Source organism: Flavipsychrobacter sp., from assembly GCA_041392855.1.
Taxonomy (GTDB): Bacteria; Bacteroidota; Bacteroidia; order Chitinophagales; family Chitinophagaceae; genus UBA5543.
Genome location: JAWKLD010000001.1, coordinates 451,008 through 472,053, shown reverse-complemented (window position 1 = coordinate 472,053; position 21,046 = coordinate 451,008). Strand labels below are relative to the sequence as shown.

Below are 21,046 nucleotides of genomic sequence, written 5' to 3'. Positions count from 1 at the left end.
TAGCGATGATCAAAAGAGTCCCGATTTTTCGGGGCTTTTTTTTGCCCCTTATAAACTATTGAGCAATTAGTGTATTTTAGTTCTTTATCCATTTTCAACTTGTAACTCATGAATGATAAAGGCAAAAGCTCTTATATTGTTTCCATTTTTTTAATCGGGATACTATTTTTCATTTTTGGTTTTATCACATGGCTGAATGGAACCTTAATTCCTTTCTTAAAAACCACTTGTCAGCTAACTAATACGCAAGCGTCATTAGTCACCTTTGCTTTTTTTATATCCTACTTTATAATGGCGATCCCGTCATCGATCATTTTAAAGAAAACAGGTTTTAAACACGGCATGGGACTTGGCTTACTTATCATGGCTGTAGGTTGTATCATTTTCATACCAGCTGCGTTGCAGCGCAACTACAGCTATTTCTTATCAGGACTATTTATACAAGGTCTTGGCTTAACAATACTTCAAGCGGCAGTGAACCCATATGTAACCATTATAGGCCCTATAGAAAGTGCTGCTAAACGTATCAGCATAATGGGGATTTGTAACAAGGTAGGTGGTGCTCTAATCCCTTATATACTAGGAGCTGCATTATTAAAGAACATGGGGACGCTTAATAAAGAGCTAGAAGGCTCTATTAGCGGTGCAAGAAAAGAAGAGATACTGGACATGTTGGCCACTAGGATCATCAACCCTTATATTATCCTTACTGTCGTATTGGTCATTGTTGCCATATTTATACGTTTTTCTCCCCTGCCCAATGTGAGCAATGAAAATGAAGATACTAGCGACCAAACCAACAAGAGACCTTTAACCAGCTATACTTATTTATTCTTAGGCGCTTTTGCCATATTTGCCTATGTAGGTGTAGAAGTACTAGCAGGCGATTATATTATCAGCTATGGCAACTATTTGGGGCTCCCTTCCGACTTTGCTCCTTACCTCACTTCGTTTACGCTATTCTCCATGATAGCAGGCTATTTAATGGGTGTATTACTGACTCCTAAATACCTCTCTCAAGAAAAACTATTGAGAATATGCCTTATACTAAGTTTGGCACTCATAACGGGGGTATTGCTAACCAGTGGAAAAGTTTCTGTAACCATGCTTTTCCTTTTAGGCTTCACCCATGCTATAATGTGGCCAGCCATATGGCCTATGTCTATTAAAGACTTGGGAAGGCATACAAAAACAGGATCAGCCCTATTGATAATGGGTATTGCAGGTGGAGCTATTATACCTCTTATTTACGGATGGCTTAGTGACATGAATGGAGGCAATCTAAAACAAGCCTTCTGGATTATGATACCATGCTATCTCTATATCTTATTCTTTGCCATAAAAGGACATAAGATCGGACATAAACCTTCTAATGAAGAATAACACCAAAAGAAAAGAGGATTGTATTGAACAATCCTCTTTTTATAATATCAAATTAGATAACTACTATTAACCAGGTATGCGAGCAACATATTTGGTCATTTCCTTTATCTGTGCTACCACCTCAGGATTCTTAGGCTTACAAGCTTTTGCTTTATTAAAGTAGAACTTAGTGCCTTTAAAATCGCGACGTTGCATAGCAATACCAGACAGCTGAAGATAAGCTGTTGCTTCACTATCCTTATCCGGCAAACCGATTTTTACCGCTTTACGCATATTCTCCGCTGCCTCTTTCAAATTGCCCTTTTTAAAAGCAATTGATCCTAGTTGCAAATAAGCTGTTCCTTCATATTCTTTTTCAGGCATACCTGCTTCAAGCCCTTTTTTCAAATCGGCCTCAGCTGCTTCATAATCATCAGACATAGTAGAGAAGTTAGCCTTCAGCATATAATATGAAGAACGCACTGGCTTATAAAGCAATTTAGGGTTCTTCACTTTTGCCAACATAGCTTGCGCTCCTTCAATATCCCCATCTTCCACAAAACCTTGCACCAAAGTCATTGGCCCTATTAGGAAATGTGCTACTACCATTAATATAGCCACCAACAAAGGAATCCAAGCTACCCACCATGTAACCTCAAAACCTAAATAAAGACCTAAAAGTAATAGTGCACCAGCTAACGGCAAACGAAAATTGACGATAAAACGACGTATGTTCCTATTCATGTATTTTATTCTATTGGCTGCAAATATAGCTTTTCATTACGACAGCCTAAATATCTTATTTAAATTAAAGAGTATTCCTCTAAATAGTACATAATAAAAGGCTTTTCCACTATTTCGTATTATTTTCGTTGTTCGTCAATACTTTATATGGAACAAAAGAATTGGTTTGAAAGCTGGTTTGGCTCTCCTTATTACAAGGTCTTATATCAAAACAGAGATAAGCTAGAGGCTCGTGCATTCATTGAGAATATCATTGAATACTTGGAACCTTTACCCTACAGCAATATGCTAGATATAGCCTGTGGTGAAGGAAGGCATGCCATACAACTTGCTGAGCATAAGTTTGATGTAACAGGGATCGACCTTTCGCACCGTAGTATTGAAAAGGCTAAAGAATCAGAAAGAGAGGGATTACAATTCTTCATCCATGATATGCGCTTCCCTTTTTATATCAACTATTTTGATTATGCCTTCAACTTCTTTACCAGTTTTGGCTATTTCAACAAAGACAGAGACCACCATATGGCAGCCAAGTCTTTTGCAAGAGCATTGAAACCAGGTGGACTATTAGTGATCGATTACCTCAATAGAGAATATACGGTTAATAGTCTTGTACAAGAAGAAACAATAGAGCGTGGAGGCATTAGCTTCAACATAAAAAGAAGACTAGAGCGAGACCATATTATTAAAGACATCTCTTTCAAAGACAATGAAGGCAAGGAGCATTGCTACAATGAGTCGGTAGCAGCATTTTCCCTTTCCGACTTTATAAAGATATTCAAAAAGGCAGGGATGAAACTAGTGAGTAATTTTGGAGATTATCAACTGAACAACTATGATCCAAGCACTTCTCCCAGACTAATCATGATATTCAAGAAGCAAAATGTGGGATAGTATTTATACACTACTTTTAAAAATAGACTACTGGCTATGGTATTATATTAATGCTATAGGCCACAATAGTTTTTTGGATGCTATTGTCCCCTATTTTAGAAACCAATGGACATGGGCACCTTTATATCTATTCTTGCTCATTTTCATGCCACTCAATTTTAGAAAAAAAGGCCTAATGTGGTTGGTGTTTTTTCTAATGACCTTTGCTTTTTCAGACTATATAAGCGGTAGTTTACTTAAACCGTTTTTCCATAGAATACGCCCTTGCAACAACCATTATCTTATAGCAATGGTACATAATATTGTGCCTTGCGGTAGCGGATATAGCTTTCCTTCCTCTCATGCAGCTAATCATTTTGCATTGGCCATATTTAGTGGGTATACATTAAAACATTTTGGTAAATGGATATGGCCTGTAGCTCTTTTTTGGGCATTCTCTGTTGCCTATGCGCAAGTATACGTAGGCGTCCATTTCCCAGGAGATGTTATTGGAGGCGGATTATTAGGACTAGTTTGCGGTGTAGTCACCAGTAAAGTATACAACAGAGTTTACTCCCTAAAGGACTACTAACGCTGTTTCTTTATATAGTCATGCAACTCATCTGTTGAGCTGGAAAAATTGAAGGCATCATCAAGTTTCCAATAACTTTCAGGATTAAGCACTTTGTTATAAGACCATTTGGCAAAGTCAAGTCGGCTACTCTCAAAGCTCAACCATGTCATCATTGTTTTTACATCCATAACATAATAACGCTCATCTTTCAAAGCCCTCTTTAGCATTTTCAATTTATCTGTATCTGTAACCTTACCTTTCACAAGTGTTTCAAGCTCCTTTATATCATTCATGCTCACAGCTTCATCACTCCTATTCACCCGCTCGTCAGTAGGTTTATCATGTTTAGGCGGCACATTTTCATCTACACTATTTGCATTATCATAATCTACATAAAGATCACTTATATCCTCAGTACGAATACGCATTCTTCTCGTATTAGCATCTACCACACAGTACATCATAACACCTGGCTTTACCCTTACAGAACCTGTATAGATCAACTTCGCCCTACCTCCTCCTTTGCGATACTCTATAAATTCATATACCCGAATATTATGCCAGCCCGCTGGGAGATTCCCTAATGTAAGCGACTTGCCATGTCTATCATAGTTTCTCCCGTCTATGGATATTGTAATAGGCCTATTATCATTAAATCTTATTTTTATAGCACTGCGCATGCGCTCAGCTGCTAGTACTTGTGAAACTGACAAGAGAAATACCAATAAGAAAATGGATGCTTTTTTCATATCACTAAGTATTGAAACTATAAATTAGAGATTATACCTCTTATTATCAAACAAGCAACGATTCTTTAACTTAAGCTTGTGTTAGCAAGGCACATACTATACCTGCCGAGACCCCTGCATTTAAAGATTCTGCTCCTCCTAGCTTTGGTATCGTAATCTTATGTGTTGCCTTTTCAATTAAAACAGAATCCAACCCTTTAGATTCATTTCCGATCAAAATAACTCCCTCCCCTTTCTTTTCAACAGTATGTATATTCTCTCCATTCAATACAGCAGCATATATAGGCCTATTTACATTGTCTAAAAAAGAAGACAACTCTTCTGTATAAACATTCACCCTAATATGAGCACCCATAGCAGATTGTACCACTTTAGGATTATATATATCTACACAGTCAGGTGACGCCACTATATTGTCAATACCAAACCAATCGGCAATACGCATTATTGTTCCCATATTGCCTGGGTCCTGCAGCCTATCCAATGCTATACTCCACCCCTTAAGGGTTTTCAGATCCAGTTTCTTGGGTTTCTGAGGCAGTACTAACAATATGTCCTTAGCGGTAGACAAACTAGACATTGCCGCTAGTTCATGCTCTTTTACAATAATCAATTCAGCCTCATTGTGCTGCTGAACAAGCTCCGCATGTTCAAAATACCAACTTTCTGTAACAACGACCATATCAATAGCCTGAGTAGACTTTAACCACTCTTTAGCTATTTTGTCTCCTTCCGCTACAAATTGGTTGCATTCTTTACGGTATTTTTGCTGCGATAACGCGCGAATATATTTACTTTGTGCCTTTGTAAGCATAAGTACAAATCTAAACAATTGTATGCACGTACATGAGTATTAATAAAAGATCATACAGGCTATTTTCTCCTTTGGTCTTACTCGCCATTATCTTTGCAAGTAGTTGTAACCTAACAAAAAGCTTAGATAAAGGAGAGTATTTGCTCAAAAGCAACTCTATTCAGCTAAAATCAAACGAAGGCATTTCCGAAAAAAATGAATTACAAGACGACTTAGGTAGTCTTGTTTCTCAAAAACCAAATACCAAAGTATTAAATGTATTTCCTTACAAACTATGGCTATACAACCTTCGGTATAAAAAGTATCAAAAAGACGAAAATAATTTCCAACTAAAATCAAAAACTGTAGAAAGGCCTGTTATTTATGACAGTACCGCCGCTAAAAAGTCGAGAGAATACATGAAGCAATACATGTATCAAAAAGGTTATTTCTATTCTACAGTAAAGGACACGGCTATCCTCAATCCCAAGACAAAAAAAGCCAAAGTAACCTATACTGTTAATGCAGGATCAAGCTACCTGATCAAGAATATAAACACAAAAATATCCGATAGTAACATTAGAAATATTGTACAACAATCCATTGACAATACTATATTAAAAAAGGGCAAACATTTTTCCTTTGGCCTTGCAGAGCAGGAAAGAAACAGGATAGTTACAGAGTTAAGAAATCAAGGTTATTATCATTTTTCAAATGATAATGTATCTTTTCAAATAGACACTTTAGAGAAGGACTACTTAAAAGATGCAGACAACCCTTTCGAAAGTGCTATCAACTTCATAGCAACACAAAAGGAGAACAAAAAACCTACTGTAGACATACAGATACAAATAGATACCGGAGAAAATAAAAAGTCTTTTAGTAGATATGGTATCAGCAATGTTATTGTTGTACCTGATTTTCGAGATCAAGAGGACTTATACGACAGCACAATGCATGTTGTAAAAAAGCATAACATCACCTTCAGATATCGTGATTATTACATAAAAGAAAAGGTTATTGCTAACCATACCTTCTTGCAAGCAGGTAGGTACTATGCACAAAAAGATTACGACAAAACAGTAAGTGAACTTAATCAACTGGGTATTTTCCAATCGGTAAGAGTGGTTATAAAAGTTGACACAACCATAGGCGACTGGATCACATGTTATGTATTAATGAACCCCGGCGACAAGTACGAAACCAGTACCAACTGGGAGATATCAAGTGGTACAACTTATGATGTCGGCTCTGCACTTACCCTAAGCCTTAGAAATAAGAACTTTGCCAAAGGTGCAAACTTACTCACGGTTTCATTATCAGGAGGTTTAGAAAGCTCAATGGATACTGCCGCTAGCAAATCTTTTTTCAATCGCTTCTACTTACTATCTCAATCTGCCGGCACCAATGTTAGTATCGAGTTCCCTAAATTCTTATTACCTATTAGCACTAAAAGATATAGCATAAGAAATGCACCACGTACAAATATAAGCGTAGGTGCTAGTTTATTTGATAGGATAAATAACTTTAGACTGATCAACATTTCTTCAAAGTTTACGTACAAGTGGAATGAAACAAATACCAAAACATGGGAAGCATCTCCTGTATTCCTAAATGTTATTAGACTCCCTGAAGAATACAAATCAACAGACTTCAAAAAGCGTTTAGAAGAAAGTGAGTTTTTAGCAAATAGTTACCGTGAAACGTTAATTGAAGGAGAGAGTGCCACATGGACATTTACCGACAGAGTAAAAAAGAAAGGAAGAAGTTATTCCTATGTTCAAATAGGGCTTGAAGAAGCAGGCGCATTAATGTCTGGACTGTCAGGCTTGAATCTACTAGGTCAAAAACTTGATACATCTTTCTCTCAATACCTAAAGCTAGACTTCAACCTACAACACTTTTTCAAACTTAGAAGTTCCACTTTAGCCTTCCGTTTTCATGGAGGTGTAGGTGCTCCGTACAACAAGTCCAAAACCTTACCTTATATCAAGCAATATTTTGTTGGTGGTGCATATGGCATGAGAGGATGGCGTGCCAGACAATTAGGGCCCGGCAACTATTACAACCCCGATCTTGAAAATTCGTCAACAGCTTTTATAGACAATACTGGCGATATAAAATTAGAATTAAACGGAGAATATCGTTTTGAGGTAATTGAAGTATTTGCAGGTGTAATGATGCTTCACGGAGCACTATTTGCAGATGCTGGAAACATTTGGTTAGCACAACCTTCAACTGGTTTTGAAGGTGGAGATTTCCAATTCAACAAGTTCGCCTCAGACCTTGCTGTAGATGGAGGTATAGGACTACGCCTTGACATTGCAGGCTTCTTCCTAGTACGTTTTGATGTGGCTACTAAATTGAAAAACCCTGCCACTGCTACTAATGGCAACGGGTGGGCAATAAAAGATTTTGACTTTGGCAATCCTGATTGGAGAACCAAAAATGTAATAATGAACTTTGCTATAGGTTATCCATTCTAATGGTTACCCTGCAATTAATATATTTGTGCTGATATGCGGAATATTAAAATAATAGAAGTAAACTCGGAAATAGGAGCAGGAACAAGAGGCGCAAGTCTTGGTATAGAAGCTATGAAAGTGGCTGCGCTTGATTTCATGAGTAGTTTTTTTGTCAATTTTCCTTCAGAAAAAATAGAAACAGAGAACCACCTACTTTACGAACCTATCACTTCTCCATACGCTAAACGAATACAAGGTATCAACACCATGTATGATCGTGTTTCTCAATCAGTAAAAGAGACGTTGAATTCAGGGCTATTCCCTCTTGTTTTGGCAGGGGATCATAGTACTGCTGGAGGTACTATTGCAGGAATAAAAATGGCTTACCCTAAAGATGAGCTAGGTGTAGTTTGGATAGATGCACACGCAGACTTACATACGCCATACACTACTCCTTCAGGCAACATGCATGGCATGCCTTTAGCAGCATCACTAGGAGAAGACAATATAGAATGTAAGGTGCACAACCTTGATAAAGAGACTGCTTCTTTATGGGATAAACTAAAAAATATTGGCGACATCAATCCTAAAATAAAGCCCGAAAATATTGTCTTTATTGCATTAAGAGATTATGAAGAACAAGAGAAAGAGATCATAAAGAAATACGGCATAAAAATAATTACCGTACAAGAGGTAAGAAGAAAAGGTATAGAGAACGTAGTAAAAAACACCTATCTACACCTAGCTCATTGCGAACATATATACGTATCTTTTGATGTAGACTCTTTAGACAGCTCTATCTCCAGAGGTACAGGCACACCTGTGAGCAATGGTCTAAAACTTCGTGAAGCCGACGATATGATCGCTGCTTTTGTACAAAACCGTAAACTATGTTGCTTAGAAGTAACAGAAGTAAACCCTACGTTGGATTCGGAGAATCTTATGGCAGAAATGGCCTTTAATATATTGCAAAGAAGTGTAAACCTTCTACTTGTCAACTAATAAAAAAGCTCCCTTTATGGGAGCTTTTTTATTCAAGTATATTTCATGACCAAAATTATTTGGTCAATACAATTCTCATCGGCTTACCATCTATAGCTTTACCTTCAGGAGATGTAGCTTTGATCTGATCAAAATAGATAGTATCACCATACTTTGTTCTATCTGTAATTGCACCTAGCAGCCAGCTTGTCATAGTATCTCCATAACAGTATTCTGATAATAGATCCGTTACCCACATTAAGTTTCCTACGGAGTCTTCATATAAGTTACGCTCACCGTATGTAAACAGATAACCGTGAATTTGATATGCTCTACCATTAGAATCTCTTGCAGTAATCTTAGTAGCTAATAAAGAATCAAAGACGTAGTGAGGTATTGCGGTATCCTTTATATTGGTATTACCTAAATATACAGGTACTTTGTACACCTTCTTTTTCTTCTTTTCTTTATCCTCCTTATTGTCTTTCTGAGCAGATACACTATAGACCACCCCCAAGGACAATAACAACGTTAATAGATAAACAGCTTTTTTCATTTTCTTAAAGTTACAATAAACTAAGACTTTCTTCAATAGCTTTCATCTTTGCTTCTGCATCTGCTTTTTTGCTACGCTCAATCTCTACTACTTCAGGTTTAGCATTCTGTACAAAACGTTCATTACTCAACTTCTTCTCTACACTCATCATAAACCCTTTCAAGTAATCTAACTCCTTCTGTAGCTTCTCTTTCTGTACGGCCACATCTACTTCTGCATTAGCTTCGATATATAGCTTATCAGTACCCACTACTACAGAAATCGTGCCTTGTTTAGCCTCTTCTGTAAATCCTATATGCTCTGCATTTATTTGCCTGCGTAGTATTTCCTGAACCAAATCATAGAAAGAATTATGCTGCGTATCGATCCATAGCTTTATAGTATCCTTAGGCTTCAGCTGGTTTTTATTACGAGCATCTCTTATACTGGTAATAATTTGCTGTAGCATACTACCCTCTTTCAACATCTCTTCGTTCACAGTATCGTGTACTGGTAGCTGCCTTACTATTAGGTCATTACCATCCTTTCTAGATCTAAGAGCATGATATATCTCTTCGGTAACGAAAGGCATATATGGATGCAATAGCTGCAATAACTCTTCAAACAAATCAACCGTACGCTGATAAACATGGTGCGATATAGCTTCATCTTGCGCTGGTTTTACCCATTCTAAATACCAAGAGCAGAAATCATCCCATATCAAGGAATAAATGGTCTTCAAACCTTCACTCAACCTAAAGTCTTTAAGCAACTCTGCAATTTGCTGTGATGCTTTTGCAATGCGCTGCTCCATCCAATCCAATGCAAAATGTAGATCTCCGTCTTCAACACTATCGTCTGTTCTGCCTTCCCAGCTCTTTATTAGCTTCAAGGCGTTCCACATTTTATTAGAGAAATTGCGGCCTTGCTCAAGAGTACTCTCATCATACAACAAATCGTTACCTGCTGGCGACGATATCATTACACTAAACCTAACAGCATCAGCACCATGATCTTCAATTAATCCAAGCAAGTCAGGAGAGTTACCTAACTGTTTACTCATCTTCCGCCCTTGCTTATCTCTTACAATGCCTGTAAAGTATACTTGATCAAAAGGTTTCTTTCCTAAAAATTCATACCCTGCCATAGCCATACGCGCCACCCAGAAGAAAATGATCTCGGGAGCGGTAACTAAAGTTTTTGTTGGGTAATAATAGTTGAGTTCCTCGTTATTAGGATCTTCATTCCAACCAAATACTTGCATAGGCCATAACCAGCTACTGAACCATGTATCCAAAACATCATCTTCTTGTCTTAGCTCAGGCTTTTCAGCAGCTAAATCGGGTTTCTGCTGTTTATATTGCTCATGCGCTTCTTCCGCAGTTTTAGCCACATAAATGGTATTCTCACTATCATACCAAGCAGGTATACGCTGCCCCCAAGAAAGCTGACGGCTAATACACCAATCCTTGATATTCTCCATCCAGTGACGATACAAGTTTTTAAACTTAGCAGGATGAAACTGTATCTCATCATTCAATACATTAGCTAAAGCAGGTTTAGCCATCTCTTCCATATTGCACCACCATTGCATAGATAATCGTGGTTCAATAACAGCATCCGTACGCTCAGAGAAACCTACTTGGTTACTATAATCTTCTTGCTTTACTAAATGCCCCGCTGCATCTAGATCCTTTACTATTTGCTTACGCACCACAAAACGATCCTGCCCTACATACATACCTGCAGCCTCACTTAAAGTACCATCCTCATTCAAGGTATCAATTACTTGTAGGTTGTGTTTCTGACCTAGATTATAGTCATTGATATCGTGTGCAGGTGTTACCTTAAGAGCACCCGTTCCAAATTCTATATCAATGTAGTCGTCAAAGATGATAGGAATCTCCCTGTTCACTAAAGGCACATAACATTTACGGCCTTTCAAATGAGCATAACGCTCATCCTCAGGATGCACACAAATAGCAGTATCCCCCAATATAGTTTCAGGACGTACTGTCGCTATTGTAATATATTCTTCCTTATCTCCATCAAGCTTATACCTTACATAATAAAGCTTAGAGTTGGTTTGCTTATGTATCACTTCCTCATCACTAAGTGCCGTCTTCGCCATCGGGTCCCAGTTGATCATCTTCACACCGCGATATATCTGGCCCTTGTTATACAGTTCAACAAACACTCGTATTACAGCAGCGTAATACTCCTCATCCATGGTGAAATGTGTACGATTCCAATCGAGCGCACAACCAAGCTTTTTAAGTTGTTGCAGAATAATACCACCGTACTTCTCTTTCCACTCCCAAGCATATTCTAAAAACTCTTCTCTAGAAAGCTTATTCTTATCTATACCACGCTCTTTAAGCATGTTTACCACCTTAGCCTCTGTTGCAATAGAAGCATGGTCAGTACCGGGCACCCAACAAGTATTGTAGCCCTGCATTTTGGCTCTACGAACTAGTATATCCTGTACAGTATCATTCAAAGCATGCCCCATATGCAGCACACCTGTAACGTTTGGCGGAGGAATGACGACGGTATATGAAGGGCGCTCGTCAGGTACTGATGTGAAGTAGCCTGAATCATTCCAATGCTTATACCATTTTTCTTCAGCAGCGTTGTGTTGAAAGTTCTTTGTCAATTCCATAAAAATTATTCTGTAGTCTATTCTTTTTTGAACAACTGCAAATATAACATCTATATCCCTAAGCCAAGCACTAGTATTGAATTACAATGTAATTTCTACGCTAGTTATATTTATAAATATTCTATAAATTACAGTCAAATCATACGACACTAATGAAACTACGTATTTTAGCTACTCTGGCTATCACTGTCACTTCCATTACTGCAAATGCGCAAACCCCTGTTTGGAGTACAGATATAGCACCTATTCTGAATAATAATTGTGCTACTTGTCACCGCCCCGGAGGTATAGGTTCTTTTAGCCTATTAACCTACAATGATGCTGTGAACAAAGCTTTGGCTATAGCTGGAGCTGTAAACACAGGCTATATGCCTCCTTGGCCTCCAGATGTAAACTATAACAGACTAGCACATGAGAGAGTACTGGCTCAATCGGATATTGATAAAATTGTGAAATGGGCTAATGGTGGCACTCCACAGGGAGACCCTAACTTAGCGCCACCAACGCCAACATTTAACCCAGATGGTGATTTACCAGGCACACCTGATTTGGTAACCCAAATACCAACATACACCTCAACGGCTACTACAGGAGACATCTATCAATGTTTTGTAGTACCAAGTAATCTAACAGCAGATAAGTTCATTACCGCTTTTGAAGCTATTCCCGGCAACAGAGATATTGTACACCATGTACTGGTTTATGCAGACACTACGGGTACTTGCGCCAACCTTCAGGCCAACTCTTCTGACCCTGTAGGCTACCTTAACTTTGGTGGTGTGGGTACTGATAAGGCTATACTTTTAGGTATATGGGTACCTGGCACACAACCTACTCAAATGCCTAAAGGCTTTGGATTACGTATACCAAAAAATGCAGATATTGTTCTTCAAGTACACTATCCACTTGGTTCTAACGGTAAAAAGGACAGTACGAAGATCAAATTCTATTTCTCTCCTACTTCTAGTGTAAGAGACCTTCGTTTGGATCCTATACTTAACCATACGGGCAATTTCTGTAAGCAAACACCAACCAACCTTTACATCCCTGCTAAGCAAACACAAAAGTTTGTTCAAGAGTCTACCATTTGGGGACTAGTTGGCGATGTATCAATACTTGGGGTTGGACCTCATATGCACTTAATAGGCAGAAGCATTAATTCTTATGGCGTATTACCTAATGGAGATACAGACAAATACATCAACATACCTAAATGGGATTTTGGCTGGCAAGGGATCTATAATTTCCGAAAGATCAAAAAAGTACCTCAGGGGTCTAAAATAATATCTGAAGCATTCTACGATAACACTTCTAGCAATCCTTTCAATCCTAGCAACCCACCTAAAGATGTATCATCAGGAGAAGCCACAACAGATGAAATGATGTTAAGCTATTTCTTGTGGACACCATACCAAGCAGGTGATGAGAATATTATTATTGACAGCACCTTCCCTGTATTTGTAAAGCAGACACAAACTTACTATAACGAGCAAGAGTTTTTTGCTCCATACCCTAATCCTGCCAGCAATCAACTTACCGTCAAATATTACTTCAAAAAATCAGACAAAGTGAGTATTGATCTGGTAGATATTCAAGGTAGAACAGTAAGAGTTTTTGAAAACAATAAAAAAGTGAATGTAGGCTATACAGCAACTACTTATAATACTGCAGATATTCCAAACGGAGTGTATACACTAAGAATGCTTACTTCCGAGCAGCAAATGACACATAAGGTCATTATCAATAGGTAAACACTCAAAGCCGCTTTGAAATAAAATCCCCCGTAGTAATTCTACAGGGGATTTTGCTTTATACAAAAGAACGCCGGGCCAATACCGACGTTCAATCATTTAACCAAAACAACTAATAAGATCAATAAGCCGGATTCTGTTAGTCTCATATGGCCCTGAGACCGGCTATCATTTATCTGGGATACTACTCACGTAGTACCTCTAGCTGCCAACCCACGAACATCGAGCGAGCCGCCCTCAAGCATTCGCCTATTTGGCATTTCAGCACGCAAGGTTTACCCCAATACTATGTTACCATAGTATCGCGTAGGCTCTTACCCTACATTTTCACCCTTACCCCATAATACGAGGCGGTTATTTTCTGTGGCACTTTCTGTATTCCGTTTCCGAAACCCCACCCGTTAGGTGGTGCGCTGCTCTGTGCTGTCCGGACTTTCCTCCCTTACCTAAGTAAAAGCGATAGCCTGACCTAAATAGTTAACACAAAATTAAAGAAAAAACTATTATGAAAATACGGAGCAAACAAAATTGCCCTAAAGTTTTAACGATTTTTCTTACTTATAAAATAAATAAGCTACTATAAAGCGCTATCAACCAAAGAAATAAAAACTACAATAAATAGGAAATTTCCTTATTTATTATTTCGCTTATTTCCTTCGCTCTATTGTACACCATCATATGTGTACCCCCCTCTATCCAATAGGATGCCTCAATCTTATCAGGAGGAATGATCTGATCTGCAGTACCGTGTATATGCGTTACATCTTGAGGGAGGGTCATGTTTTGCCACTCTAGTATAGATTTCATAGCCCAGCGCACAAAATACCCATCAGAATCTTTAAGGATAGACTTTAGAAGCTCTTTTTCTTCCTCTGTATGTGCACCAAACATATTATACATTACAGAGTTGGTCATTTTATATATAAAACTGGGGAGAATTTGACTAACTAATGCTTTCTTGACAATCCAGCTAGGGGGCTGTAATTCCGCTTTTGTTTTAGCACTAGAAACAATAATTGCCTTCTTAAGTGGCATAAGCTTGGTCAACTCTATGGTCATCATACCTCCGAAGGAAAGCCCCAAAACCATAGGGTTCTCTTCAGGTATTAGTGCGGCAATTTTTTGAGCATAACAACCCATTTCATCATATACGTCGTATTCAGGCCATGGTATATGTACCATGTTTACATTGTCTATCTGTAGCTTTTTGAAAATACGCTCATCAGCACCTAAGCCTGAAATACAATATAAATTCTCCATAATAGCGTACTAAAGATAAAAGAATAATAGTTGTTGTGTTTATCTATCCTTATATGCTGTATATGTAAAATTATAAGGGGATAAGTCGTCATCCTCTTTCTCGCAGCTAACAAACTGCCTGTATTTTGTTAATTCTACCGCTTCTTCAAGACTCAACCCCTGCTGGCGCAACTCTTCCATAACTATTTCTGTAGGCTGCGACAAATTGATACTCCCTTGTGGGTTGTAGATAAACACCTCTTCGTTCTCTATATCTAAACGTGGCATTGTTCTCCATTGGGAGTTACCTCCCCATCCGTCAGACAAGTCCGCACTATTCCTGTTTTTGCGCCAGTGCGCCCAATACATGGTAGCTTTATTGATATTGCCAACATTATAGCGATCGGCATCTAGCGCTACATGTACCCCAGCCCTTTTTATCATAACATCACCAAATTTCACTGCCGGGAATAAGCAGTTTACGATCTCAGCGGCTCCACTCTTTTTTTTTGCTTCAAATATTTCGCAGTTAAAAGCATGGTATTCCGAAGGGAAAAGCACCTCTAAACCTAACAATTCAACTATGGCAATATATTCTTCTATTGATACCTTAGGCTCTGACTTATTTGCACTATTAGCATTATCATCTTGAAAACTCAAGGTCAACACATCCAATACGCGAGTCAGCGCATATAGCTCCCATAATTCATTTTGAGGAAAGTCTTTATTGTAAGCTACTGCATATTGTTGTAAAGACTCAGTAAGGTATTCCTTATATTCATTTTCAATCACCCATTTTTTTATAACGTCATTATATAAATTGGTGTCCTTACTAGCTAATATCTTTTGATATAGGTCTCTAATACTACTATTCATAATTTCTTATAGGAAGCCTTAAAGCTACCCATAAAAAGACATGATAAACAAGGAAAAAGTTAGTTTGTAGCAAAGTGAGCTTTAAACTCACCAATAAGATTGGATTGTACCATTTTGCGCGCAACGTCAATCATATTATTGAACGCAAGCGCATGTGAGATACCATGACCAATTACAACAGGCGCATTAACACCTAGTATTGGAGTACCTCCATATATTTCATAGTTGAAGTTATCGAGGAATTCATCTTCAACTTTACGATCTTCTTTAAAGATGTGATAAATGGACTCTGCCATTTTCAATATCACATTTCCCAAAAAGCCTTCGCAGACAGTAACATCCACTCTATCTCTAAACACATCTCGACCTTCCACATTACCAATAAAGTTGATACTCTCATCAGCTTTTAATAATGGATAAGTAGCTTGTGCCAGCAAGTTTCCTTTACCTTCTTCTTCTCCTATGTTTAGCAAACCCACCTTAGGGTCTTCAACACCATATACGTGTTTTACATATAGAGAACCTAGCTCAGCAAACTGCTGTAGATTTTCTGGCTTACAATCTGCATTAAGCCCTACATCTAATAATAGATTGAACTTACCATCTACACGAGGTATTGGTGAAGCTATTGTAGGACGTTGTATCCCTTCAATATTCTTAACAGTATACATAGCACCTACCATCATAGCACCAGTGTTACCCGCGCTAATGAAAGCATCAGACTCCCCCTTGTGCATCAAGCCAAACCCTAAGGCTATACTTGAGTTAGGTTTTTCCTTAAATGCTTTTGTAGGATGTTCATTCATACCGATTTCTTCGTTGGTATGAATTAATGTATAACGACTACTATACTCCTCTATGTAATGAAGATGGGGGGCAGCAGCATCTTTGTCTCCAATAAGTAACAGGTGCACAGAATCATCTGCCACCTGCTCAAAAAACAGACGTACGCCCTTTATAGCTTCAAGTGGAGCATAATCTCCACCCATAATGTCTATCCCTATCTTCATTCGAAGTATTCAGATTTGGGATTTACTATTCTCCTTCTTCAGTAGCTGGTGAATTGTCAACCACAACGTTACCCTTGTAGATCAACTTCCCCTCTACCCAGTGAGCACGGTGACGTAAGTGAGATTCACCTGATGTCTTGTCTGTACTCCAAGTCTCTGCAACTGCTTTGTAGTGAGTACGACGTTTAGCACTACGCTGTTGAGATTGTCGACGTTTCGGATTAGGCATTGTATATAATTTTTATTTCGATTTACGTTTATTGTCTTCTTTATTCTTAAAGCTTTCCAAACCCTTCCAGATGGAGTTTTTCACCTCGTCGGTTTCGGTAAGTTTATTTAATAATTCTAATACTTTAGGGTCGCAACCCGGCTCTCCCTTAGCATTATCTGGATGTACTTTTTGCAAAGGTATACTTAACATTACAAATTCGTACAACCAATCACTTATATTTAATACAGTTTCAGAGCGAGCGATATAAACCACATCAGCATCCTCATCTATTTCTTCCGCTTCTTCCGCTCCTGTAAGCTTTATTATAAGATCAAATTCATCCCATAATCTAAGCTTGAAATCTTGCCCACATCTATCACAAGACGCTGTAACGCTGCCATCTATATCAAAATGACACATAAAGAAGTTGGTCTTTTTATCAAACTTCAGCGTTACCTGAGCATCCAAATCACTAAAATCTCTAACTACCTCCCTGCCTTCAAACAACTTATCATCAAGCTCATATTCATAAATATGAACCCCGGGTTTTAACCCCTGCCAAGCTATTTCAAATTCACGATTGTACTTCATTTTAGCTCAATTGTCTACTACCTAGCGACTCTACACTTACATATAAAAACAACCAATACGTAACTGACTGTAAGAATATGCTTTAAACTGTCTTAAATACTCCTAAGGTTTCAAAAAACTTCAACGGGGTGCAAAGGTACTAATTTCGTTTTAATTAGAGTAATTTATTTCTTTTCAATAAAAAGGCATTGAGCACCTGCCCCACATCCTTGGTCAAATCCACAATATTATAGTCTATTCTGTATTGCAAACACTTCTCCTCCACTGTTTTCCTAAACTCTTCCACTCTTTGGATATAGTCTTCCTTTATTTGCTGTGGTTGTAGTTTTAATTTTTCTCCTGTCTCCATATCTACAAACTCATAGGGTCTGTTCTCAAAATCAAAATGTAGTTCTTGATCTCCATCTATTACATGAAATAAGATAACCTCATGCTTGTTGTAGCGCAAATGCTGTAGGGCTTCAAAAAGCTGTTCTGAGTTCTCTGCATCATCGATCATATCACTAAAAAGAATAACTAAAGAACGCTTATGTATCTTCTCTGCTATATTGTGGATAGCTTCTATAGCATTAGTTTTCTTTTGCTCAATGTCTTTTTTCAACTCCGCTTCCAGTTGGTGTATCAACATCCTGTAGTGGCTTTGAGCCGACCTAAACTCTGAAAAATAGTGGATATGTTCATCAAATAGGGCTAGAGAAGCTGCATCTAATTGTTTTTTTAGCAACTGCATGATAGAAGCAGCAGCAATAGCAGAGAATTCTAATTTGCTATACTTGCCTTCTATTTTTGGGAAACGCATAGAAGTAGAGGTATCTACCACCAAACAGCACCTTAAATTGGTTTCCTCCTCATATCTTTTTACAAACAGCTTATCCGTCTTACCGTATATACGCCAGTCAATATGTTTTAAAGAATCCCCATCGTTATATAGTCTATGTTCGGCAAACTCAACTGAAAAACCATGAAAAGGGCTTTTATGAAGACCAATTATAAACCCCTCTACCGCTTGTGTAGCCAATAGCTCCAAGTTCTCAACGATCCTATGTTCCTTAATTTCCATGCAGACGATACTTATTACACCTTAAAGGTAGCCGAAAAACACATTGACAATGCTAGAGAAGCGTTAATTATTGAATTGATGAACAATAGCTTGCTGAATTAAAAATTTACTTTTATCTTCAACCGTTAAATTACTTTATTCATGATGTTACGTTCAGGCCTTTTTATTGTTGCAGCACTATTCGCTATGGCTTTTATGAGTTCTTGTACTAGAGAATATATTTGCGAATGCGAAATTTCATATAGTGGCAAGCCAGGCCTTCCTGACACTTCTTTGAATAGATATACCATAGAGGACACTAAGAAAAACGCTGAAAGTCTTTGTAAAGAAAACTCTAGCGAGTCTGTAAAAGATGGTATCAAAACAGTGGAAAACTGTTATTTATTTTAAAGCCCTTAACTATACTGGTTAAGTAGCACGGCACTATAGTGTAGTTATTCAAGCAAGTTTTTAATGGACCTTACTGAAACCAATAATGTAAAGTCTCCAATATTTTACCTTAAACGTACTATTGGCATACTGCTCATTGTAGCAATGGCCGCAGTATTCTTCTACTCTGGTGCTACTAAGCTATACACAATAGAAGCTTTTGAATGGACCTTTGTTGATATTGGCATTAGCAACTATGCATTAGCATCTGTACTGGCGCGCTTACTTATAGGCTTAGAATTCACAATAGGAGCGTTCTTACTATTTCATATTGGGTTGAAACGTGTAACCTACCCTATTACAATCGCCCTTCTACTAGTTTTTACTATTTACTTAATAATACTTATAGCTACTAATGGCAATAGTGGCGACTGTGGCTGTTTTGGGGAAGAACTACCCATGACACCCCTTCAAGCCATTATTAAAAATATTATCATGCTAGCTGTCACTTTTATCTTGATGGCAATTCACAAGGTAAAAATTAGAAACTGGCAATTATATGTTGGCGGATTTTTATTAATGGCTTCTTTAGTCATCCCTTTTGTCATTTACCCAATGAGTGTAGGGAGCATACCACCTAGAATAGACAGGGCTATTGACCTAAACCCTCTGTATGAAAACGATACAACTCCTGAAACAGAACTTCGTACAGGTAAGCATATAATAAGCTTTATGAGTCTTACTTGCCCACACTGTCGCAAAGCAGCTCATATATTCCATATCCTCAAAAAAAGATACCCTGAGCTACCCATACAATTTGTACTGATGGGACATGAATCATTGGAGCAAGAGTTTTTTGATGAGACGGAAGCTACTAATATTCCATATATCTTGCTAAAGGACAAAGAAGCCTTTAAAGAAATGGCTGGCAAAAGTGTACCTGCTATCTATTGGATCAATAATAGCGTAATAGAATATCAGGGCAATTATCTACAACTAGACCCTGCAGTTATAAATGACTGGCTAAAACAGTAACTTTGCTGTTTCAATTCATACTACAAGCATGAGTAATAAAGACATGGACGACATTTGGGAGAATGACGATGATCTGGAAATGGATGAAGACAAAAGTAATGAAGCTCCTTCCATCAGATTACAGTTTACTGTAGACAAAAAACAAACTGCCTTAAGGATAGATAAGTTTCTATTAACCAAAATAGAAAATGCTACCAGAAGTAAAATACAGCAAGCTATTGAAGAAGAGAAGGTGCTTGTAAACAATGCAGGTGTAAAGACCAATTATAAAATAAGACCGGGAGATGAGATAACTGTCTTTGAAACTAGAAAGCCAGAATCTACTGAAATAGTAGCAGAAGAATTACCGCTCAATATAGCCTATGAAGATGATGAACTACTCATCATTAACAAAGATACAGGCATGGTAGTACACCCCGGATGTGGTAACTATAGTGGCACCTTAGTGAATGGGCTTGCTCACTACCTCAAGAAAGACAAAGACGCACCTGAACTGCCGAGAGTAGGACTAGTACACCGTATTGATAAAAACACCAGTGGCTTAATCGTTGTTGCAAAGACAGAAGAAGCTATGGCTCATCTTGCTGCACAATTTAAAGACCATACGGCACACCGTAGATATATAGCACTAGTATGGGGAGATGTAGCAGAAGATGAAGGAACTGTAATAGCACACATAGGCAGACACCAACGTTTTAGAAAAAAGATGGAAGCTTACCCTGATGGAGAGATCGGGAAAGAAGCAATTACACACTATAAAGTGATCGAGCGGTTTAATTATGTAACCTTACTGGAGCTAAGGCTGGAAACAGGACGCACGCACCAAATAAGGGTACATATGAAACATATAGGACACCCTTTATTCAATGATTCTACCTATGGAGGTGATAGAATAGTTAAAGGCACTATATTCTCCAAATACAAGCAGTTTATAGAGAACTGCTTTAAAATACTACAACGCCATGCCTTACATGCCAAGGAATTAGGCATCACACATCCTAAAACAAATGAACGTTTGATGTTTGATTCTGAGTTGCCAGAAGACATGACATCTGTTATAGAAAAGTGGAAAAGTTATACAAAAGGTATAACAAAAAGAATAAACATGTAATGATTATATTAATCAACAACTTATAGCATAAAAACTAATAGCAAAATGTTATTTT

At 38.0% G+C, this 21,046-nt stretch carries 20 protein-coding genes and 1 other RNA gene; 9 read left to right on the top strand and 12 right to left on the bottom strand.

Features of this window, described 5'->3' with window-relative positions:
• The first annotated feature begins 108 nt into the window (after positions 1-108).
• Positions 109-1,383: a sugar MFS transporter gene (locus R2800_02335; protein MEZ5015860.1), complete on the top strand. Its 1,275-nt coding sequence runs from the start codon at positions 109-111 to the stop codon at positions 1,381-1,383.
• Positions 1,384-1,449: 66 nt separating this feature from the next.
• Here the strand turns inward: R2800_02335 and R2800_02330 are convergent, their stop codons facing one another.
• On the bottom strand, positions 1,450-2,106 hold the full coding sequence (locus R2800_02330) for a hypothetical protein (protein MEZ5015859.1): 657 nt from the start codon (positions 2,104-2,106) through the stop codon (positions 1,450-1,452).
• A 147-nt stretch (positions 2,107-2,253) separates the two neighbouring features.
• Between R2800_02330 and R2800_02325 the strand changes: the two genes are divergently transcribed.
• On the top strand, positions 2,254-3,000 hold the full coding sequence (locus R2800_02325; protein ID MEZ5015858.1) for a methyltransferase domain-containing protein: 747 nt from the start codon (positions 2,254-2,256) through the stop codon (positions 2,998-3,000).
• A complete protein-coding gene (locus R2800_02320) occupies positions 2,990-3,571 on the top strand; it encodes a phosphatase PAP2 family protein (protein ID MEZ5015857.1) in 582 nt (193 codons plus the stop codon). Before R2800_02325 ends, R2800_02320 begins: the two co-directional genes overlap by 11 nt.
• On the opposite strand, the gene R2800_02315 is transcribed toward R2800_02320, so the two are convergent.
• Both R2800_02315 and R2800_02310 read right to left on the bottom strand, forming a co-directional pair.
• Entirely contained in the window at positions 3,568-4,302 is a 735-nt protein-coding gene (locus R2800_02315) for a DUF4476 domain-containing protein (protein MEZ5015856.1), read from the bottom strand. The genes R2800_02320 and R2800_02315 overlap by 4 nt on opposite strands.
• 70 nt (positions 4,303-4,372) lie before the next feature.
• Positions 4,373-5,116, bottom strand: coding sequence for an RNA methyltransferase (locus R2800_02310; protein ID MEZ5015855.1), 744 nt, complete (start codon positions 5,114-5,116; stop codon positions 4,373-4,375).
• A 32-nt stretch (positions 5,117-5,148) separates the two neighbouring features.
• Between R2800_02310 and R2800_02305 the strand changes: the two genes are divergently transcribed.
• Positions 5,149-7,581 carry a BamA/TamA family outer membrane protein gene (locus R2800_02305; protein MEZ5015854.1) on the top strand — a complete coding sequence of 811 codons (2,433 nt, stop codon included), beginning with the start codon at positions 5,149-5,151 and terminating at the stop codon, positions 7,579-7,581.
• Positions 7,582-7,614: 33 nt separating this feature from the next.
• On the top strand, positions 7,615-8,562 hold the full coding sequence (gene rocF / locus R2800_02300; protein ID MEZ5015853.1) for an arginase: 948 nt from the start codon (positions 7,615-7,617) through the stop codon (positions 8,560-8,562).
• Between the two features lie 55 nt (positions 8,563-8,617).
• On the opposite strand, the gene R2800_02295 is transcribed toward rocF, so the two are convergent.
• Positions 8,618-9,097, bottom strand: a complete 480-nt coding sequence (locus R2800_02295; protein MEZ5015852.1) for a hypothetical protein — start codon at positions 9,095-9,097, stop codon at positions 8,618-8,620.
• Positions 9,098-9,107: 10 nt separating this feature from the next.
• The gene (locus R2800_02290) at positions 9,108-11,738 is read right to left on the bottom strand and encodes a valine--tRNA ligase (GenBank protein ID MEZ5015851.1); all 2,631 of its coding nucleotides are present in this window, start codon (positions 11,736-11,738) and stop codon (positions 9,108-9,110) included.
• Positions 11,739-11,890: 152 nt separating this feature from the next.
• Between R2800_02290 and R2800_02285 the strand changes: the two genes are divergently transcribed.
• Entirely contained in the window at positions 11,891-13,489 is a 1,599-nt protein-coding gene (locus tag R2800_02285) for a T9SS type A sorting domain-containing protein (GenBank protein ID MEZ5015850.1), read from the top strand.
• A 109-nt stretch (positions 13,490-13,598) separates the two neighbouring features.
• On the opposite strand, the gene rnpB is transcribed toward R2800_02285, so the two are convergent.
• The 7 genes from rnpB to R2800_02250 form a co-directional block, all read right to left on the bottom strand.
• Positions 13,599-13,965, bottom strand: an RNA gene (rnpB, locus tag R2800_02280) — RNase P RNA component class A.
• A gap of 133 nt (positions 13,966-14,098) precedes the next feature.
• The gene (locus R2800_02275) at positions 14,099-14,749 is read right to left on the bottom strand and encodes a hypothetical protein (GenBank protein ID MEZ5015849.1); all 651 of its coding nucleotides are present in this window, start codon (positions 14,747-14,749) and stop codon (positions 14,099-14,101) included.
• Between the two features lie 39 nt (positions 14,750-14,788).
• Entirely contained in the window at positions 14,789-15,604 is an 816-nt protein-coding gene (locus R2800_02270) for a hypothetical protein (protein ID MEZ5015848.1), read from the bottom strand.
• A gap of 59 nt (positions 15,605-15,663) precedes the next feature.
• Positions 15,664-16,614, bottom strand: a complete 951-nt coding sequence (gene plsX, locus R2800_02265) for a phosphate acyltransferase PlsX (GenBank protein ID MEZ5015847.1) — start codon at positions 16,612-16,614, stop codon at positions 15,664-15,666.
• A gap of 25 nt (positions 16,615-16,639) precedes the next feature.
• On the bottom strand, positions 16,640-16,843 hold the full coding sequence (rpmF, locus tag R2800_02260) for a 50S ribosomal protein L32 (GenBank protein MEZ5015846.1): 204 nt from the start codon (positions 16,841-16,843) through the stop codon (positions 16,640-16,642).
• 12 nt (positions 16,844-16,855) lie between these two features.
• The gene (locus tag R2800_02255) at positions 16,856-17,416 is read right to left on the bottom strand and encodes a DUF177 domain-containing protein (protein MEZ5015845.1); all 561 of its coding nucleotides are present in this window, start codon (positions 17,414-17,416) and stop codon (positions 16,856-16,858) included.
• Positions 17,417-17,570: 154 nt separating this feature from the next.
• Positions 17,571-18,476 carry a DUF58 domain-containing protein gene (locus R2800_02250; protein MEZ5015844.1) on the bottom strand — a complete coding sequence of 302 codons (906 nt, stop codon included), beginning with the start codon at positions 18,474-18,476 and terminating at the stop codon, positions 17,571-17,573.
• 141 nt (positions 18,477-18,617) lie between these two features.
• Between R2800_02250 and R2800_02245 the strand changes: the two genes are divergently transcribed.
• The 3 genes from R2800_02245 to R2800_02235 all read left to right on the top strand — a co-directional run bounded on the left by R2800_02245 (position 18,618) and on the right by R2800_02235 (position 20,991).
• Entirely contained in the window at positions 18,618-18,866 is a 249-nt protein-coding gene (locus tag R2800_02245) for a hypothetical protein (protein MEZ5015843.1), read from the top strand.
• Positions 18,867-18,929: 63 nt separating this feature from the next.
• Entirely contained in the window at positions 18,930-19,880 is a 951-nt protein-coding gene (locus R2800_02240) for a hypothetical protein (protein MEZ5015842.1), read from the top strand.
• Positions 19,881-19,908: 28 nt separating this feature from the next.
• Positions 19,909-20,991: an RluA family pseudouridine synthase gene (locus R2800_02235; protein MEZ5015841.1), complete on the top strand. Its 1,083-nt coding sequence runs from the start codon at positions 19,909-19,911 to the stop codon at positions 20,989-20,991.
• Positions 20,992-21,046 lie beyond the last annotated feature (55 nt).

Coding starts and splice junctions, on each gene's coding strand:
- plsX (MEZ5015847.1), bottom strand. CDS start 16,614: ATGAAGATAGGGATAGACATTATGGGTGGAGATTATGCTCCACTTGAA.
- R2800_02335 (MEZ5015860.1), top strand. CDS start 109: ATGAATGATAAAGGCAAAAGCTCTTATATTGTTTCCATTTTTTTAATC.
- R2800_02295 (MEZ5015852.1), bottom strand. CDS start 9,097: ATGAAAAAAGCTGTTTATCTATTAACGTTGTTATTGTCCTTGGGGGTG.
- rpmF (MEZ5015846.1), bottom strand. CDS start 16,843: ATGCCTAATCCGAAACGTCGACAATCTCAACAGCGTAGTGCTAAACGT.
- R2800_02285 (MEZ5015850.1), top strand. CDS start 11,891: ATGAAACTACGTATTTTAGCTACTCTGGCTATCACTGTCACTTCCATT.
- R2800_02330 (MEZ5015859.1), bottom strand. CDS start 2,106: ATGAATAGGAACATACGTCGTTTTATCGTCAATTTTCGTTTGCCGTTA.
- R2800_02255 (MEZ5015845.1), bottom strand. CDS start 17,416: ATGAAGTACAATCGTGAATTTGAAATAGCTTGGCAGGGGTTAAAACCC.
- R2800_02320 (MEZ5015857.1), top strand. CDS start 2,990: ATGTGGGATAGTATTTATACACTACTTTTAAAAATAGACTACTGGCTA.
- rocF (MEZ5015853.1), top strand. CDS start 7,615: ATGCGGAATATTAAAATAATAGAAGTAAACTCGGAAATAGGAGCAGGA.
- R2800_02250 (MEZ5015844.1), bottom strand. CDS start 18,476: ATGGAAATTAAGGAACATAGGATCGTTGAGAACTTGGAGCTATTGGCT.
- R2800_02275 (MEZ5015849.1), bottom strand. CDS start 14,749: ATGGAGAATTTATATTGTATTTCAGGCTTAGGTGCTGATGAGCGTATT.
- R2800_02325 (MEZ5015858.1), top strand. CDS start 2,254: ATGGAACAAAAGAATTGGTTTGAAAGCTGGTTTGGCTCTCCTTATTAC.
- R2800_02240 (MEZ5015842.1), top strand. CDS start 18,930: ATGGACCTTACTGAAACCAATAATGTAAAGTCTCCAATATTTTACCTT.
- R2800_02305 (MEZ5015854.1), top strand. CDS start 5,149: ATGAGTATTAATAAAAGATCATACAGGCTATTTTCTCCTTTGGTCTTA.
- R2800_02315 (MEZ5015856.1), bottom strand. CDS start 4,302: ATGAAAAAAGCATCCATTTTCTTATTGGTATTTCTCTTGTCAGTTTCA.
- R2800_02290 (MEZ5015851.1), bottom strand. CDS start 11,738: ATGGAATTGACAAAGAACTTTCAACACAACGCTGCTGAAGAAAAATGG.
- R2800_02310 (MEZ5015855.1), bottom strand. CDS start 5,116: ATGCTTACAAAGGCACAAAGTAAATATATTCGCGCGTTATCGCAGCAA.
- R2800_02245 (MEZ5015843.1), top strand. CDS start 18,618: ATGATGTTACGTTCAGGCCTTTTTATTGTTGCAGCACTATTCGCTATG.
- R2800_02270 (MEZ5015848.1), bottom strand. CDS start 15,604: ATGAATAGTAGTATTAGAGACCTATATCAAAAGATATTAGCTAGTAAG.
- R2800_02235 (MEZ5015841.1), top strand. CDS start 19,909: ATGAGTAATAAAGACATGGACGACATTTGGGAGAATGACGATGATCTG.